Annotated in this window: 13 protein-coding genes and 2 pseudogenes; 4 read left to right on the top strand and 11 right to left on the bottom strand. The window is 53.4% G+C overall.

Annotated elements, in window-relative coordinates; all coding sequences use genetic code 11:
* Position 1 precedes the first annotated feature (1 nt).
* Genes tssH through tssB form a run of 10 tightly spaced genes read right to left on the bottom strand, consistent with a single transcriptional unit; the run spans position 2 to position 12,026 of the window.
* Complete coding sequence (gene tssH, locus CZ787_RS00075; RefSeq protein ID WP_087105299.1) at positions 2-2,650, bottom strand: type VI secretion system ATPase TssH; 2,649 nt, start codon at positions 2,648-2,650, stop codon at positions 2-4.
* 8 nt (positions 2,651-2,658) lie between these two features.
* Complete coding sequence (gene icmH / locus CZ787_RS00070; RefSeq protein WP_087105298.1) at positions 2,659-3,501, bottom strand: type IVB secretion system protein IcmH/DotU; 843 nt, start codon at positions 3,499-3,501, stop codon at positions 2,659-2,661.
* 3 nt (positions 3,502-3,504) lie between these two features.
* Positions 3,505-4,839: a type VI secretion system baseplate subunit TssK gene (gene tssK, locus CZ787_RS00065; RefSeq protein WP_087105297.1), complete on the bottom strand. Its 1,335-nt coding sequence runs from the start codon at positions 4,837-4,839 to the stop codon at positions 3,505-3,507.
* Positions 4,839-5,390, bottom strand: a complete 552-nt coding sequence (tssJ, locus tag CZ787_RS00060; RefSeq protein WP_087105296.1) for a type VI secretion system lipoprotein TssJ — start codon at positions 5,388-5,390, stop codon at positions 4,839-4,841. The genes tssK and tssJ overlap by 1 nt, the downstream gene beginning before the upstream one ends.
* Positions 5,387-6,766, bottom strand: a complete 1,380-nt coding sequence (gene tagH / locus CZ787_RS00055) for a type VI secretion system-associated FHA domain protein TagH (RefSeq protein ID WP_087105295.1) — start codon at positions 6,764-6,766, stop codon at positions 5,387-5,389. The genes tssJ and tagH overlap by 4 nt, the downstream gene beginning before the upstream one ends.
* Positions 6,767-6,769: 3 nt before the next feature.
* Positions 6,770-7,792 (bottom strand): type VI secretion system baseplate subunit TssG, encoded by a 1,023-nt coding sequence (gene tssG, locus CZ787_RS00050; protein ID WP_087105294.1) that lies wholly within the window; start codon positions 7,790-7,792, stop codon positions 6,770-6,772.
* On the bottom strand, positions 7,756-9,519 hold the full coding sequence (gene tssF / locus CZ787_RS00045; protein ID WP_087105293.1) for a type VI secretion system baseplate subunit TssF: 1,764 nt from the start codon (positions 9,517-9,519) through the stop codon (positions 7,756-7,758). The genes tssG and tssF overlap by 37 nt, the downstream gene beginning before the upstream one ends.
* A gap of 18 nt (positions 9,520-9,537) precedes the next feature.
* Positions 9,538-9,969: a type VI secretion system baseplate subunit TssE gene (tssE, locus tag CZ787_RS00040; RefSeq protein ID WP_087105292.1), complete on the bottom strand. Its 432-nt coding sequence runs from the start codon at positions 9,967-9,969 to the stop codon at positions 9,538-9,540.
* A 15-nt stretch (positions 9,970-9,984) separates the two neighbouring features.
* Positions 9,985-11,463 (bottom strand): type VI secretion system contractile sheath large subunit, encoded by a 1,479-nt coding sequence (tssC, locus tag CZ787_RS00035; RefSeq protein ID WP_087105291.1) that lies wholly within the window; start codon positions 11,461-11,463, stop codon positions 9,985-9,987.
* Positions 11,464-11,519: 56 nt separating this feature from the next.
* The gene (gene tssB / locus CZ787_RS00030) at positions 11,520-12,026 is read right to left on the bottom strand and encodes a type VI secretion system contractile sheath small subunit (protein WP_087105290.1); all 507 of its coding nucleotides are present in this window, start codon (positions 12,024-12,026) and stop codon (positions 11,520-11,522) included.
* A 613-nt stretch (positions 12,027-12,639) separates the two neighbouring features.
* Between tssB and CZ787_RS00025 the strand changes: the two genes are divergently transcribed.
* On the top strand, positions 12,640-13,158 hold the full coding sequence (locus CZ787_RS00025) for an Hcp family type VI secretion system effector (RefSeq protein WP_087105289.1): 519 nt from the start codon (positions 12,640-12,642) through the stop codon (positions 13,156-13,158).
* A 73-nt stretch (positions 13,159-13,231) separates the two neighbouring features.
* Here CZ787_RS00025 and CZ787_RS00020 read toward each other — a convergent pair.
* A pseudogene (locus CZ787_RS00020) lies at positions 13,232-13,444 on the bottom strand (tryptophan--tRNA ligase); the annotation flags it as partial.
* A gap of 565 nt (positions 13,445-14,009) precedes the next feature.
* Here CZ787_RS00020 and CZ787_RS00015 point away from each other — a divergent pair.
* The 3 genes and pseudogenes from CZ787_RS00015 to CZ787_RS00005 form a co-directional block, all read left to right on the top strand.
* Positions 14,010-15,806 (top strand): NAD-dependent malic enzyme, encoded by a 1,797-nt coding sequence (locus CZ787_RS00015; protein WP_087105288.1) that lies wholly within the window; start codon positions 14,010-14,012, stop codon positions 15,804-15,806.
* Between the two features lie 145 nt (positions 15,807-15,951).
* A complete protein-coding gene (fumC, locus tag CZ787_RS00010; RefSeq protein WP_087105287.1) occupies positions 15,952-17,409 on the top strand; it encodes a class II fumarate hydratase in 1,458 nt (485 codons plus the stop codon).
* A 226-nt stretch (positions 17,410-17,635) separates the two neighbouring features.
* Positions 17,636-17,852, top strand: a pseudogene (locus CZ787_RS00005) (oxalate decarboxylase); the annotation flags it as partial.

Genomic DNA, 17,852 nt, shown 5'->3' with positions numbered 1-17,852 from the left:
GCTAGGCAACCTCTGCCGTGAAGGTGCCGCTTTGCGCATCGACGCCCAGCACTACACTGGAAACCGTCTCGCGGCGCGCCATGCGCTCCAGCAGTGCCTTGGAAAGTGGCGGCAGCAGCTCACCATCGATCACTGATTCCAGCATACGAGCGCCGTTCTCGCTTCGCGTGGCACGTGCACATATTGCCTCGGCCAAGGCATCTTCCAGCACCACATCCGCCTGGCGATGACGCTCACGGATACGGGCTGACAGGGTATTGAGCTTGGCTTTAACAATGTCGCGCAGCGTATCGCTATCCAGCGGCAAGTAAGGCACCACTTCCATGCGCGCCAGCAGGGCCGGTTTGAAAAACTCGGCAAGCACGGGATAAAGCGCCGCATCCAGCGCCGCGGCATTCTGACCGTGGGTAACAATCGCCTCGTAACCCAGGTTAGAGGTGAGGAAGAACAGTACGTTTTTACAATCGATCAGTCGCCCTTCGCCATCGGCCAGCTCGCCTTTATCGAATGCCTGGTAGAAGAGGTTCAGCACATCAGGGTGGGCTTTCTCGACTTCATCCAACAGGACCACCGAGTAAGGGCGCTGACGTATCGCTTCGGTCAGTAACCCGCCCTCGCCAAACCCTACATAGCCAGGAGGAGAACCTATCAGCCGTGAAACCGTGTGCTTTTCCTGATACTCAGACATATTGATAGTGGTCAGGAACTGGCGACCGCCGTACAGCTGGTCGGCAATCTGTACCACGGTTTCCGTTTTGCCCACGCCACTCGGACCAACGAGTAGGAAAGCGCCTAACGGGCGCCCCGGACGACGCAAATCGGCACGCGCCGTCAGCAGATGGCGGTGAATGCGTTCGATCGCCGTGTTCTGGCCTTGAATCTGTTCGCCCAAGTGAGCGGGGAGTTCGGTCAAACGCGTCAGCTCATCGCTGGTCATCCGCTCAACCGGTACGCCCGTCCAGTCACCAATGACTTGAGCGATCTGGGCCTCTTCAACGCTTGGATTCACCAGTGCATGAGACTGCTGCAAACGCATCAGCTGTTGCTCGCGCTCGGCAAGTTCAGCGTGTAACTGCTCGGATGAACGCGGCTCAGCCTGTTGATCATCGCTTTGATCGCTGTCATAGACGCCATCGGCATCCAACAGCTGGCGGTGCAGGGTCACAATCGCATCAACGCATTCACGCTGCTCGTGCCAAGCGGCTTCAAGCGTGGCGAGCTCAGCTTCAAGCGACATCAAACGCTCGCTAAGCGCTTGGCTCATCGAGGCATCCGGCTCACGGCCCAGTAACTGTTCGCGAGCCAAGTGATCGCGCTCGCGCAGGGCGGCGGTGTGCTCGCTTTGCAAATGACTTAATTTGCGCGGCGGCGTATCCAGTGCTTGCGCCAACCGTGTACACGCCGTATCCAGTACATCAATGGCTTTATCAGGCAATTGACGACCGGCCAAATAGCGGGCAGAAAGAGACGCCGCCGCGCGCAGGCCGCTATCGCCGATCAGTACGCCGTGGGCACGCTCATAAACGTCTCGTAACCCGCGTAGAATCACCAAGGCCTGATCGACGCTGGGCTCGGAAAGCGCTACGGGCTGGAAGCGGCGTGAAAGCGCCGGGTCTTTCTCAAAGTACTTTTTGTACTCGCGCCAGGTCGTCGCAGCAATCGTGCGCAGCTCGCCGCGCGCCAGCGCCGGTTTCAATAAATTGGCCGCATCGCCACCACCTTCCTGATTACCGGCGCCAATTAGCGTATGCGCTTCGTCGATAAACAGTAGCGTGGGGCACGGGGCATTTTTGACTTCATCAATCACCGCTTTAAGGCGTTTTTCAAACTCGCCTTTTACCGCAGCGCCCGCTTGTAAAGCGCCGAGGTCCAGCGTCAATAGCTCTACACCTGCCAGCGCGGTAGGCACTTGGCCTGCCACAATACGTGCGGCTAGCCCTTCTACCACCGCACTTTTGCCGACCCCAGCATCGCCAATCACAATAGGGTTATTCTTACGCCGACGCCCGAGGATATCGAGCATCTGGTCAATTTCAGGGTCCCGGCCAAGTACGGGGTCAAGTTCACCCTTGCGTGCCTGCTCCGTAAGTGAGGTCGCAAAGCGAGCAAGCGCACTATCATCGCCAGAGCCATGTGCGCCTACACGCTGAGTGCTGGCACTCGCTTCCTGAGGCGCCTCTGCCGAATCAGCCGTCAAGCGGTTAAGGTGACGGCGCAGGTTTTCCCGGTTAATCTCGGCAAGCAAACGCACTGAACCCGTGCCAAGATAGCGCTCCGGGTTATGCAAAAGAGCAGTAAATACGGCGCCGCTGCGCAGCGTCTGATGCTGGTACTCGGTGGATGCCAGTAACCATGCATCCTGCAGCAGTTCAACCAGCAACGGTGAAAAGCTGGGAGTTGCCACCTCCAGATTGCGCGGCGGGCGCGTTTCTTCTGCCAACTGGGCACGCAAGGCAGCGGTATCGACCTCAAGGTCTTCACAGATACAGCGTACATCGCATAGGGGTTGATCAAGCATCGCCTGTAGCAAATGCCCGGCGGTAACCTCAGGCGCCTGCTGCTGCGCACACAGCACGGCCGCTTGCTCAAGCCCTTGGCGAGCAATTGTATTAAGGCGGTCAATAAGCGCCGGTAGCTCTACCCTGAGCATGGTATCTCCTAGCGATAAAGTTGGTTAAGAAGCGTCGTAATCTGTTCGGCCTGCTGATCAAGCGACCATGAGAACCCTAGATAAACGGCCACCATGGCGATGCCGAAGAGCGCAAAGATTCCCCAGGTCGGAAAACTACCCGTGCGCTGAGAGCGCCCCTGCACCACATTTTTAAGCGGCTGAGTCAGTGTGTCTTCAGCGGGTTGTTCCAGAGAAGAGAGCTGGTCGCCTAGCGCGCGAACAATCTGCTCATATTCATCGCGGCCATGGGACATGACGCGATAACGGCCTTCAAACCCAAGACACAGGCACAGGTAGATAAAGGCCAACATGTCGCGATAGCGCTGAGGCTCTTGCTGCAGGCGCGCCAGAATGGAGAACACTTTTTCACCTCCCCATGTTTCGTTATGAAACCGGGTTAACAACGAGTGTTCGGCCCACTTGCTTTGCCGCCCCCAAGGCATACCCATCACCGCTTCGTCGATAAAGGAGCAAAGCACATAGCGGTAGGCAAGCAGCGTGGCGCGATCATAGCCCTGTTCGGTCAGCTCAATCTCAATAGCCGCAATTTCATCCACCACTTGGCGGTAAAGACGCTCGACATCGCTCGCGCTATCAAGTTGGCGAACTCTAACCACCATGCCTAACAGGCTGCTGGCAGCATCTACCAAGGGATTCAGGTTATGCCCACGCAGCCGGAACCAGTAGTCCTCGTCAGCGTCCAGCTGCTCTGCATGACTATGAATGAGGTGCTCTAACCCACGCTCATTAATGAGGTCCTCGTGGCGCATTTTTTGCGGCGCTGCAACCCCACGCGTCGAGCGTTGCCCATCAGTGACAAGATGTTGCATGGTTTAACTCCTGATCGCCCAGAACTGCATTTCCAACCCCGGGAACTCCCCGGCCACGTGGAATGCAAAGCCGCTGGCACCGTTAAGCATTCCCCAAGCTTCGCTTTGGCGGTCCAACTGGAAGTAGGTGTAGCCTGCGTGATAAGGCAGCTCGCGAGGTGCCACCGGCAGCGGCTCAAGCGGTATGCCGGGCAGTTGCAGACTAATAAGGTCACGGATCCGCTCGACACTGGCGACTTTGGTTTGCTGAAGAAACAGCTTGCGTAGGCGCTCGTTGGGCATGTCAGCGCGCACGGCAAGGATAAACTCGGCAGATTCGATCAGGCTGAGATCAGAAAGCGGTGCGACCAGCAGGCCAAAGCGGCGTGACTGCAGCTGGATAGCCACTGCCCGTGGTTCAAGCACGGTAGAAAGCGCTTGGCGCAGCATTTTCATCAACGGCTTGAAGGCCCGTTCGGGATGATCATGGTCGTAGGCCGGGCATTCGGGCGGCAGCCGGGACTCATCCGTAAAGGTCACCAGCTCACAGGCGATTTCATGCATGGTGTCGTAGAGACGCTCAGGATGCAGCTGTCCCAAACGCGCCAGATGCTGGAAGCGAGGCTGAGCACGATTAAGCAGCTGAAGGAGCATAAAATCAGCCACATCCGCAACGCCTGCCTGGTGGGGCGTAGAAAGCCTTTGGGCGATATTACGAGCACGTTCGCGCATCAGGCCCGCCATTTCACCCACAAAGCGCTGTAACCCCGGCGCCGCTTGCACGTTTAGCAGGGTGGGCAGGAACTGTTCATCCAATACCAGGCTACCGTCCGGCCGGCGCTCAATGATGCGCGCCACGGCAAGGCAGGCATAGCCACTGCGGTCATCACGCTCAAGCAGTAAGCGCGGCGACACCCTGGCGACCTCAAGTTCGGCGGTGGCGCCATCCTGTGAGTGAAGGTCCCGTACGCTACGCGATGAGTGACGATAACGGGCAGGAAGATCATCGCCTGGCCAGCGCACCTCACCTACACCATCGGTTGCCAGCGGCAAGCCAAGATAGACGACCTGATTTGTGATGCTTGCATCATCAATTTCAAGCGGTGTTGGCTCAACATCATCTGCAGGTAAATGAAAAGCCACGCCATCAGGCATGACACCGCTGGCCCGACTGATCGCTACCCGTCCAAAGCTTAGAAACTCGTTATTCAACTCAAGGGACAAGAACCCGTAAAGGTAGTGGCTGACCCCTTTTAGACGCGTGTCCAAAAGTCCTTCAAGACTACGCTGCTGCTGCTGGAAGTGCTGAGGCTTGATAAACAGGCCTTCGCTCCATACCACTCGATTCCGGCTAGCCATTACTCCTCCTTCCTTAGCTCAACTTCATTGTCACGGAGGTGAACCAACAGGTGGTAGTGCTCTCCACTGCTGGTTACTTTCACGACTTTTTTCCATTCCGCCTCGTTAGGCGTGGCATAAAAAGCAATTAGCCCGATATAGCGTGTTTCTTCATCAACCGCGAACGGTTCATAGAACTTCCACTGGCCCGGCAGCAAGGTAAAGTCGTCATGGGTCAGGTAATTCGTTCCCAGCGCTCCCTCCAGGTCTTCATGCAGTTGGCTTAAGTCAGCAGCCATCAACATGGAGTCATCTTTCAGCTGTAGCACCTGAAAACGCAGCGGCGTGCCATCGCCTTCCACGTTGGGGTTCATGTTGGGCTCGGCCACCATGCTGATATCCACCGTCGTGGGGCGCTCTTCGGGGTAGCCGACGGGAATGGAGGGGTCGCGCATTACCTGCCACGTTTTACCCGCGGCCTCCCGAGTCGATGCACAACCGGCCAACAGAAGAAGCACGCAGAGCAGCCCGGCAAGGCGAATGACCGTCACGCTCAGGCCTGAGGCGCTCATGCCTCCTCCCGTTGCTGGCGGCGTACTGACTGGTCATAGCCTTGCTCAAACACTTCCCAGAAAAGCTTTTGAAAGCCCTGCTGACGGCCAGAGTTCAACTCGCGGTAATAGTGCTGATACATTTCCCAGGCCCAGCCATCCTCATTCTCAATGCGATTTCCAGCGCCTCGATAGGCGTGAAAGCGTTTGAGCAACGCCTCGGGAGAGAAAGCGTCCAAAATGGCACCCAGCGCTTGACCGATGGCCTCTTCAACCGCTGCCTGATGCTGCCCTTGATGACGCAAGCTTTCAGCAACCGCCTCAGGGGCTGACAGGTGAACGGGGCTGCGTTGTGCAGAGAACATGGTTTCTGCCGTTTCTTCGAATGACAGACCAAGCCGGAGAGGGTTATCTTCAATAGGCTGCAAACGGCGATCGCGAAGCGGGTACTTGCTATCGTTTTGGCTCTGTTGCAGTAACCGGAGGCCATCGATAGTAGCGCGTAGCGTATGGCCCGCCTCTTCCAGGAACGCCTGCTGTTCTTCGCTATTTCGAAAAGGCAGATCAAGCCCTAACCCTCTCAGCAACGGGTCGGCACCTATATGACCAAGCGCCTGAGTGGTTGGCTGCTGCCAGCGATCTTCTAACTGTTCGCCAACAGAGCGCTCCAAGTCGTTTAGCTGCCGTTCATCCATGCCACTGCTCCTCTGTTTTGTCGTGCCATTCAAGGGTTTGATATCGGGAAGGCGCACCGCGTCATCGCGATGCTCTTTCTGTGGCCACTCGTTGAAGTGGCTACGGTACGAGCCGGGACTCGCATCCAATGGCTCCAACGTGGAGGGTGGCGCTGCATCTTTATCAAGCGCGACCATGGGGTCATGCTGCATTGCCCCGGGTACAACACCGCCTAACGCTTCTATAGGGTCTTCCTGCTGAGCAGGGTGTTGCCGCTCCTGCCTACTTCCCATTGGCCAAGCGGCATGCTCATGCGCCGTGACGTCTTCTTGCTCTTCATCAATCAGCGTGGTGAGTGAATGGACACCAGGCTGCCAGGCGTGCCGGTCGCCTGAATGTACTTTCAGGCGATAGACGCCAATCGTCAGCTCATCGCCATCACGCAGGGCAACTTTACGGTTGCGCCCTACCGGCAGCGTGGCGCGATTGATATACGTGTGGCCGCTGCAGTCAATCAGACAAAACTTGCCATCAATCCTGGTAATCTCGGCATGCTGAGGGCGCACTTTTCCGGCGTGGTCCTGTAGCAGCCAGTCATCGTAATCACTGCTGCCAAGCGTTCCTCCCTCACCCTGGAAGACATAGCTACTGGACGAGCGGCCTTCCAGCTGTTCGCTGTTCACAACCACTAAAGTCACGGCGTCAAACGGATCAACTTGCATGCGTTAACTCATCATCTGAATGCGTACACGGCGACGCGTCGAGGTATCGTCACCATCAGGGTCTACAAACGTTGTCCAGCCCAACTGGCATGACCCACCATCGCCCAAGCGCATGGGCTTAACCTCACTTTCCAGTAGCTCAAGCTCCAGGTCATAGGCGAGCGGCTCTCGCAGTACAAAGCTGACCAGCGTTTTTAGCGGTTGATGCTCTTCCCCATCGGGCAGAAAGTCTCGGAAACGCTCAAGGGTCAAGCCACGAAGACACAGCGCAAATTTGCCTTTTACATCGGCCACACGCTCGCCTGCGACCATGTCCTCACCCAGCGTCATACCCGTCATTCCCATGCGGCTACGCTGGTTCAGCGGGATCTCCACCCAACGGTGAACCCACTCCTCGATGTCCACGTTGGCCAAGTCAAAGCAGTGGCTGACGATACCAGTGACCACATCCGGCGAGCGTGAGCGACCTGCCAGAAGCCCCGCATAGGCCAGCATCTTGCTCCAGTTGATGGGTGTCTCGCCGCGCAGGTCACTGTCGGCAAGCCCCACCAATGCAAAGACGGCTGCTGAAAATCCATCCCGCGCATTGTCCTGATAGCGCACGTAGTGACGATACTTCCGCCAGTTCTGATGCATCAGGGTCAACAGGCGATGATTGAAAAAATCCAAAAAGTCGCCTGCCGCACCCTCCTGATGCGCAGACTCATGCGCCAACGCCTCCAGGTAGTAGCTGGGTAACGGAGATTGCGCCCCCTGCAGCCCCAGAAAACTCACTTCCATTTCATACTGACCACGCTCACCGACACCCAGCGCCAACACATCGCTTCCCGGAAAACCGAGCGAGGATGAGGTCTTGTAGCGCACCCGTTGAAAAGAAGGCACGCCCTCACCATGGCGCTGCTCCTGATCATCTTCGTGATGACGGTGCAGCAGTTCTACCAGCTGAAAAAACTCGTAGCGGCGCGCCTTTTGAATCAGGGGTGCCAACGCTACATCTGTGGCTGTTGCCCTTCCTGTAGGCTCCATACGTAGCGTTCCTGGTTATGGCGATTAATGACCTGCAACTCGTGAAACGAATTAATGCTGGCGTAAAGCGATAAGAAACGGGCGAGCACGCTGCCAAACAGGTACAGACTGCCTTCATCACCGAACGCATCCTGATCAAGCGTCATGACGGAGCGCAAACCGCGCACCGGTAGGCCTTTACGAAGACGATCAACCGGCTGTGTGTCGATACTGATAATGCCCGTCAACCGCTTTTGGGCAATGCGCTCTGCCTGACGATCAACCAGGGCGCGGAAGTCATACGCTCTCAATACCGAACACAGCGCATCGCGATTGAGCAGCGAAAGATAGTTAAGCGACAGGTTTGAAATCAGTATCCATAACAACCCATCGTCAATGGCTGGCCGAAGCACGGGTGTGGGCCGGGTAATATTGGAAAACGTGGCAAACGAGGGGCTTTTTTCCGTGTCGACACATATATCACCAACGGTTAGCTGCTCTGGCAGTTCTCGATTGGAACAGGTCAGAGCAAGAGAAATGGTTTCCCGGCGCCCCAGGCACTCCTGCTCATCCTCACGTATAAACGCAATATCGTGATCAAACCCATCGCTGCGCAGGCTATTGCCAACACGCACACGAAAGTGAAGCGCTTGGCGCCCCCTATCCCGTTCAATCTGATGCTGAAAACTCTCAAAGGGAACATATCGCCGCGAAGCGGTCTGCGAGCTACTTTGCTCGCCTTCCAGCCGGCCTGACACATTATCCACGCTGAATATTTCATAATGCGAGGGCGCCTTGCTGCTGGGCCTAATGCGGTACTCACTACGCTCGCCCGTCAGGTCGATAGGCTCTGCATCATGTTCAAAAAGATTAATGGCAGGCGTACAGTAAAGCGCCAGGTGCTCGTTTTGGAGGCGAGCATCTGTAGGCAACGGCCGCGTAAAGACAAACCGAAGCGTGACCCGTTTTGCAGGCGCTGCCGGTAGCGCCTGATTCAACCCCAGCACATCAAAGAAGTGGAACGCCTCTGGAAAACAGAGATACTCCTGCAGTATGCGATACCCCTGGTGCACATTGCTCGGATAGGGTAGCAACGCCTGCTCACGCTCAAACCCCACGGCCTTCAGCGCACTGGCAGGAAGCGTTTGGCGGTTCCCATCAATGTCGAGTTCAAGACGTGAAAGGTAATGGCTCATCCACAGATAAAGCGTGCGCGCTGTGTAAGTATCGCCTCCCAAGTGCAAACGCAGTGACGTTATCCCCATTTCGTTCATGGGCTGGTCACTTCGTACATCCATCGCTAGCTCGACAAGTGAGGTTTCACGCGTGTGCCGTGCCTCTACACCTGCATGCTCCAGCGGATAAAGCCTAACGTCATGACAGGTACGAAACTGACAAGACGTGTTTTCAACAGCGTTACTGGCAAGCTCGGTTCCCCGGCTCACCTGCTGATGCTGGCTCAAGGAGTGCCACATGGGCATGAACTGCACAACGGTCATGCTTGGCACGGGCCGCAAGTAGTTCGGCCACAACATGCTGATCAATGAGTGAGTAAGCTCCGGGAACTCATCTTCCACTTTTTCTCGCATGCGCCCGGTCAGGAATGCAAAGCCCTCAAGCAACCGCTCAACGTCCGGGTCCGTGCTTCGTTCAGACAGAAACCGGCTCAGGCTCGGGTTTGCTTCAGCAAACTCGCGTCCCTGGCGTTTTAAAAAATTGAGTTCATCGCGATAATAACGGTTGAGCATGTGTGCCCCTTGGGTCCATCAATTGAGACACTGATAACGCTTGTTGTTTAACAGTAGATCTATAGTGGTGAGCGCACTGTCCCTGCCTAACGCTACCGTTGCATGAACCTGAAAACGCAGCTGCAACGGGTCGCCGGAATTGGGCAGCGACTCGACATCAACCCGCTTTACACGCGGTTCAAATTGTTCAATGCATTGGCGAATGGCCTGCTGGATGTTGAGTTCCAGGTCCAGCACACCAATGGTGGCATCATTGAAATCAAGCAGGCCCAGTTCAGGCGCGCAGGGGCTGTTGCCTGGATGGCTATTAAGCAATTCAACCAAGTGACGTTTGATCGACTCGACCACCTCCATCAACCGCTCCTCTTCTTTAAGAGACGCAGGTTGATGGGGTGCAGCAAGGCGTTCAAACAACCGACTACTTAACAAGCTACTACTGCCAGTTGCCATGACTTCGCCAGCCCTTTATTCCTTGTCGAGACGTCCGACCAGTGATAGCTCAAAATTTGCCCCCATATATTTGAAATGCGGGCGTACTGCCATTGAGACCTGGTACCAGCCTGGCTCGCCTTCAACATCGGATACTTGAATCGAGGCGGCACGAAGCGGACGGCGGCTGCGCACATCGGATGGCGGATTTTCCTGATCGGCTACGTATTGGCGAATCCATGCGTTAAGTTCACGTTCAAGATCCTGGCGCTCTTTCCAGGAACCAATCTGCTCACGCTGCAGCACTTTGATGTAATGCGCCAAGCGGTTAATGATGAACATGTAGGGAAGCTGTGTACCCAGCTTGAAGTTTGTTTCCGCCGCTTTACCTTCAGCGGTATTAGGAAACACCTTCGGCTTTTGCACTGAGTTAGCTGAGAAGAAAGCAGCATTGTCACTGCCTTTGCGCATGGTTAGTGAGATAAAGCCCTCTTCGGCCATCTCAAACTCGCGCCGGTCAGTAATCAATACTTCGGTCGGGATTTTGGCTTGTAGCTGGCCAAAGGCCTCATAGGTGTGCACCGGCAAATTTTCGACAGCACCGCCACTTTGCGGGCCAATAATATTGGGGCACCAGCGGTATTTAGCGAAGCTGTCCGTTAAGCGCTCGGCCAACAGGTAAGAGGTGTTGCCCCAGAGATAATGCTCGTGATCTTCACTAACCGTTTCGCGGTAGTTAAAGGTTTTAACAGGATTTTCAATAGGATCGTACGGCGTACGTAGCAAAAATCGTGGCGCTGTTAATCCCAGGTAGCGTGCATCGTCGGACTCACGCAGGCTGCGCCAGCGCGCGTATTTCGGGCCTTCAAAAATAGCTTTGAAATCCTTGATGTTAGGCAGTTCTTCAAAGCTATCAATACCGAAGAAGGAAGGCGCTACCGACGACATGAAGGGAGCGTGCGCCATTGCACCTACGGCTGCGGAGTGCTGCAGAAGCTTCATGTCCGGGGTGGAAGGCGTGAAATCGTAATGCCCTATGATTCCGGCAACAGGTTCACCACCAAATTGGCCATATCCCGCGTTATAAACGTGATGGTAGAGACCGCTTTGACTTATTTCAGGGGCGAATTCAAAGTCCTCAAGCAGTTCCTGCTTTGTTGCATGTAGAACGTCTAATTTTATATTTTCACGAAAATCAGTGCGATCAACGAGAAGCTTCAAACCACGCCAGGCGGATTCCAGCTGCTGGAAATCATGTTCATGCAGAATTTCGTCGACTTGATGGCTAATCTTGCGATCAAGCTCAACAATCATGCTATCAACAAGTGATTTATTGACGGTAGGTGCTTCATCGTTACTGTTCAAAAGCTCCGCTATAAAGGCGGCCACGCCCTGCTTGGCAACGTCGTAGCCTTCATCTGCTGGGGCCATCCGCGTTTGGGCCATGACCTGATCAAGAAGCGAACCTTCTGTTGTTTCTGTTACTGCTGCTTGTTGCTTAGCCGTTTTACTCATCGCTGTGCCTCGAATTCGTTTTACCGTTTGATAGGTGCGCTACTTGCGATAAACCGTTATTCGCTCTTGCTATCGGTATCCAGCAGTTCCAGTTCATTCAAAAGTTGCTGGCGAGCATCATCGTTCTCAAGGAGCTTCTGCAAACGGTCACGAAATGCCGGGACATTGCCCAACGGCCCTTTAAGAGCTACCAGGGCTTCGCGCAACTCGACCAGCTTGCGCAGTTCGGGAACTTGCTTGGCAATGGCATCTGGCGAGAAATCGTCGAGCGATTTGAAGGTGAGATCAACCGCCATATCCGACGGCTCTTCGCTGTCGTCCAAGCGATTAGGCACAGCGGCTTGAAGCGTCAGCCCGGCTTCACGCATAACAGACTGGAAGTTGTTTTTATCAACCGAAACAGCCTGACGTTCTTCGATAGGGGTTTCTTCTTCGCCGCCTTTAAAATCGCCAACAACCAGCAGTTTTAACGGAAGCTCAGTCTCAGCCTGCTGGCCATCGGTAGCTGGCACGTACTTAATGTTGATGCGCTCTTTAGGCGCAACGGTTCCTTGTTTAGCCATGTCACTCCGCCCTGGAAGAAGTTTCTTAATGTAACCGTGAACAATTCTCAATCAGGCAACGTTAGCGAAACAGGGATAAATTCTCTACCTGGCCCCAAAAAGTGGAGACAAAACGCTGGCAGTGAAAAACCGTCCATTTAACCGATTTATCGGCGAAGAACGCAGCATATTAGAGCAAGACTTAAATATTACGTTTCTAGAAAAGGCGTTTGTAAGAAATATCTTACAAAAACTATCAGCGATGGCTTACATGATTGCTCACTTTTAAGCGCAATCTTCATGGAAAGGTAACAGAATAAGGGGACGCCAAGGCGTTTTTAGGCGTAAAACAGATCAAGCCAATGACAAACATGAACAACATTACTTACTCAAAGATACAAAAAGAATCTTTTTACACACAAAGTTACGCACATGCCTATTTCTAGCGCCAAAACAAGCAACTTATTGCCAGGCAGGCAAGAAGCTGCCTGAAAACAAGCGAACCATTGCCTAACCATAACTAATAAAATACATAAACCCATGAATAATAAACAAAAAAAAATAATGGCATAGCACTTGCCATCTATATTCGTGTCCACTGGACATTATTCACTTTTTCGTCAAGGAGCAGACTATGCCAACACCATGTTATATCAGCATCGAAGGCCAAACTCAGGGCAACATCACTGCCGGTGCTTTTACTCCTGATTCCGTAGGCAACATCTACGTTGAGGGCCACGAAGACGAAATGCTGGTACAAGAGTTCAAGCACGTCGTCACCGTGCCAACTGACCCGCAGTCAGGCCAGCCTTCCGGTCAACGCGCCCACAAACCCTTTGTTTTCACGGTTGCTTTAAACAAGTCTGTGCCACTGATGTATAACGCTCTCGCCTCTGGTGAGATGCTGCCCAATGTGGCACTGAAATGGTACCGCACCTCTGTGGAAGGCAAGCAAGAGCACTTCTTCACCACGTCGCTGACGGATGCCACTATTGTTGATATCAACCTGCGCATGCCGCACGCTCAGGACATTAACAAGTCAGAATTCACCCAGTTGATGGACGTCTCTTTGGCGTACCGTAAAATTGACTGGGAACACACCGTTGCCGGCACCTCTGGCTCGGACGACTGGCGCGCACCTATCGAAGGCTAAACCTTTTCGATGCTCGCATTAAAAAACCCCTTCCAACTGGAAGGGGTTTTTAGTTACTCAGCCGCTAACAAGCTTAAATAAAACGCCCAAGGCCGACCACTGAACGCAGCTGCAGCTTATCCATGGTTATCGCAGCCTCCTACCGAGCGCGCTGAGCGCCTTTTTGCAGCACCGCTTCAATATGAGCTGGGTCATCCATTAGCGCATTGTAGCGCTCCCGGGGTTCGCTCAGGTGCGCATTGATATACTCAAATACCTGGTTTTTAGCATCGCCCCAGCCAATACCTGGCATCGCCAGCATTCAACCATGTCTTCCTGAGGTGGAAAACACGAATTTCAAGGACACTGGGAAGGCCATCTGATCAAGAGGGCAGTGCGCCAACAGTTTTTTCATAAAATTCAACATGCGTCCGTGAAGCGGTTTGACTTCCAGTGTTGAGATGATGAGCGAACTGATGGCGAAGCACCACGGGGCTCCGCCACCCACTCCATGATGATTGTTTTGTTGCTCACTTAGAAGCTGCATCCATCACTTGAAAAATAAATAAGCAATATTTTTCATAAAACAATATTAATATTAAAGGCTTATTTTTTTCTCTCATACCTATCCATAAAAAGCGTCAAATCACCCTAACTTTTATATTGTTTTTTTCATAAGCTAATCTACATTGGTAAGTATCATTAATGACCTCTTAAGCAGTTTAAAAAGAAGTTATTTATGAGCAACAACCATTACAAGAACTATCGCAAGAACTATCAAGATCAGATGATGGGTAACTAATAACGCCTGTACTACAGGCTTTTGGCGAAAAAAGCGACGATGGGTCGCAACGATTAAACGGAGAGTTATAATGTTTAGCAGGCAAGCCAACATATCGAAAGATAGCTCTGGTCGCACGCGCATTACAACAGCAGCACGTGGGTACGCAGTACTTCGCGACCCATCTTTAAATAAGGGAACATCGTTTAGTCAGAGTGAGCGTGACGCACTTGGTCTTAACGGGCTGCTTCCCCCAATCATTACTACTGAACTTGAACCGCAACTCATCCGCGCTTATGCGGCCTATAGTGCGGCACCTACTGATCTCGCAAAACATATATATATGTGGGATCTCCATGATGACAACGTGACAATATTTTATGCTCTCCTTCAACGTCATATGATGGAAATGCTTCCCATCGTCTATGACCCTATCGTTGGTGAGGCAATTGAGAACTTTAGTGAGATCATGCACCGGCCACGTGGGATCTTCCTTTCAATCAATGAGCCGGAAAAAATCGAGGAGAAACTTGCGGCCTTCGGTGCAGGCGCGAATGACATTGATTTGCTTGTGGCATCTGATGCCGAGGAAATCCTTGGTATCGGTGATTGGGGGGCCAACGGTATCGATATTTCTATTGGTAAGTTGGCTGTTTACACTGCAGCTGCTGGCGTAGATCCGCACCGAGTGGTACCTGTGATACTGGATGTAGGAACTGACAATGAGAGATTGTTGAATGACCCCCAGTATGTTGGGTACCGTCATGGTCGTATACGAGGCAAGCAGTATGATGATTTTGTGGACGCCTATGCGGCCGCAGCGCATAAGTTGTTCCCTAAAGCAATGTTGCACTGGGAGGACTTCGGTTCCACCAATGCGCGCCGCATTCTGGCGCGTCATCGAGATAAGCTGCCAACGTTCAATGATGACATGCAGGGTACGGGCGCAATTGTACTCGCAGGTCTACTAAACGCGGTAGAGCGCACAGGAAAACCCTGGAATGAACAACGCGTTGTAGTCGTAGGGTCTGGTACAGCAGGGTGTGGCATTGCAGATCAGATTCGGGACCAAATGGTTCGCCACGGAGTATCTAAAGAAGAGGCGACTCGTAAAGTTTGGTTGGTGGACCTTCCTGGCTTGCTTACTGACGACATGACGGACGGCCTACTTGATTTCCAGCGTCCATATGCGCGGCCCCTTGATGAAGTCACTAATTGGAAACGCACACCCTGTGAGCCAATTCCGGCCGACGAAAGCCGCTGGCCTGCAATGGAGGCTCTACGCGCAGCACGCGCTGCCGCTAGCGGAATTATCGACCTTGCGGCGGTAGTCTCCGAAGTGAAGCCAACTATCCTTATTGGAACGTCAACGACACCAGGCCGATTTACCGAAAGCATCGTCCGCGACATGGCGTCCAATGTTGAGAGGCCCATCATCTTTCCGCTTTCCAATCCCACCTTACTGCATGAAGCAACTCCTGCTCATCTCATAGAGTGGACAGACGGCAAGGTACTTGTCGCCACCGGCGCTCCCTTCGATGACGTGCAGTACAAGGGTGTCAACTATGTCATTGGCCAGGCTAATAATGCAGCTCTCTATCCAGGGTTGGGCTTTGGCGCCATTGTTGGACGCGTGGCCAAGATTACGGATGAAATGATTTTTGCTGCCGCGCAAGCGGTCGCGGGCCAAGGTCCTGAAGATAAGCCCGGCGCTTCGCTTCTACCATCGAATGCAGAGCTGCGCACCACATCCAGTGCAGTCGCTGTGGAAGTAATTCGGGTTGCTCAGAGTCAAGGGCTGGTGCGCGCCAAGGATCTTTCGGACCCTGTGGAAGCCGTACGTGAGGCTCAGTGGTGGCCCGTCTATAACCCTGTGGAAGCTGGTTAAAACAGTACGAACTGACAGTCTACCTTCACATAGGGGGCAGGCTGTCAGTTCATTGTCGCTGACTCTATTTCAATGACGCCATCAGCGTCTCCCCAATTCCAACGACAGCTACGCTTTTATATCTTTGTATACAGGATAATAAGCTATGACGACGAATAATCAAGCAGATGCCTTACGTGATCTCCCCATCGGTATTGAGGCCGACGGCACGCGTTCTGAATTCGATTCTATGGGAAGTGTCGACGTGCCGGCAGATCGTTACTGGGGTGCCCAGACCCAGCGCTCGCTGATTCACTTTAATATTGGTGATGATTTAATGCCAAAAGAGGTATATCACGCCTATGGATACGTGAAAAAGGCATGCGCTATGGTAAATGCGGCGGCTGGTCGATTGTCTGACACTAAGCGCGACGCAATCATTCATGCCGCTGATGAGGCGATCACCGGTAAGCTCGACGCCCACTTCCCGCTGTATGTCTGGCAGACAGGATCTGGTACTCAGTCGAACATGAATGTTAATGAGGTACTTTCGAACCGGGCAATTCAGCTTCTTGGCGGTAACATCGGTTCTCAGCAACCCGTTGCTCCAAACGACGACGTCAATATGGGCCAGTCGTCAAACGATACATTTCCTACCGCCATGCACATCGCCTCAGTATTCGCGATTGATGAGGTACTGTTGCCCCAAGTAACAAAGCTTGTTGAGACGATTGAGAGCAAAGCCAACCGTTGGATGGACGTAGTAAAAATTGGACGCACACACCTGGAAGATGCTGTCCCTTTAACGGTTGGCCAGGAATGGCACGGTTGGGCTGGGCAGATTAGAGCAGCAATTGCTGACATTGAGGCCAGCCGCTCGGGGCTCTACGAGCTGGCTGTCGGTGGAACGGCCGTTGGCACTGGCCTGAATGCGCCTAAAGGCTTTGCCGTCGACGTTGCCGCAAAAATCGCCGAACTGACTTTCAAGCCTTTCGTTACAGCACCTAACAAATTCACCGCACAAGGCTCGTTGGATGCAATGGTCCGAGCACATGCAGCACTTCGTGGGCTTGCAGTAGCGTTAATGAAGATTGCCAATGACATGCGCTGGCTGGCTTCTGGACCGCGTTGCGGCTTCGCCGAACTCATCTTGCCGTCCAACGAACCTGGCTCTTCTATCATGCCTGGAAAGGTTAATCCAACCCAGTGCGAAGCAATCGTCATGATTGCTATCCAGGTAATGGGCAACGATACAGCTGTTTCCGTCGCTGGCAGCCAAGGCAACTTCGAACTTAACGCCATGCGGCCTGTGATCATCAATAACTTTTTGCATTCTGCCCGGATTATCGCCGATGGATGCGGTAGATTTTGTGAGTTTTCTGTGGAGGGCACGGAACTGAACGAGAAGAAAATCAAGGAATACGTCGCAGGAAGCGTGATGCTAGTAACGGCTCTATCGCCCGTCATCGGTTATCAAAATGCAGCGCACATAGCCGAAAAGGCAATCGCGGACGGCACAAGCCTGCGTGATGCTGCCTTGGCTTCAGGCAAGGTTAGTGCCGAACTCTTCGACAAGACTATTAAGCCGCTAGATATGGTTGGCAGTGGACTTGCAGGTGCCTAAGAAAAATAGCACGCCACTTTATCTTTAAAGCTCAATGATAACTTTTCTAAAGCAGACATATCGAACTTGGAGTTTGGTGTTTTGGCCGTACGGTCATATAGCGAGGTGGAGAGCGAGGAGTCCGTTTAATTTAATTTCTGAATAGCATCACCCGGCTGTTATCCACTTCAACTGTAACAATAGCTACATTGACCCATACGTTGTAGGTAAATACAGGAGCAAAGCCATGACTGATAAAGACGCACCACAGCCTATTCGCGGAACCCAGGGCGCTGACGATCCTGGCCCACGTAATGTTGTTCTGGATAAAATGAATCCAGATATCTTCCTGCCTCCAGAAACCGACAATGCCGGGATCCCGAACCTGAAGTTTCCGTTCGCCATGGCCCATAACCGTCTTGAAGACGGCGGCTGGGCGCGGGAAGTGACGCTGCGCGAGTGCC

It is taken from the genome of Halomonas citrativorans (genome assembly GCF_900163645.1).
In the GTDB taxonomy this organism is placed as follows: Bacteria; Pseudomonadota; Gammaproteobacteria; order Pseudomonadales; family Halomonadaceae; genus Vreelandella; species Vreelandella citrativorans.
Note: the sequence above shows the minus strand (reverse complement) of the source record. Positions and strands in the feature narration are given on the sequence as shown.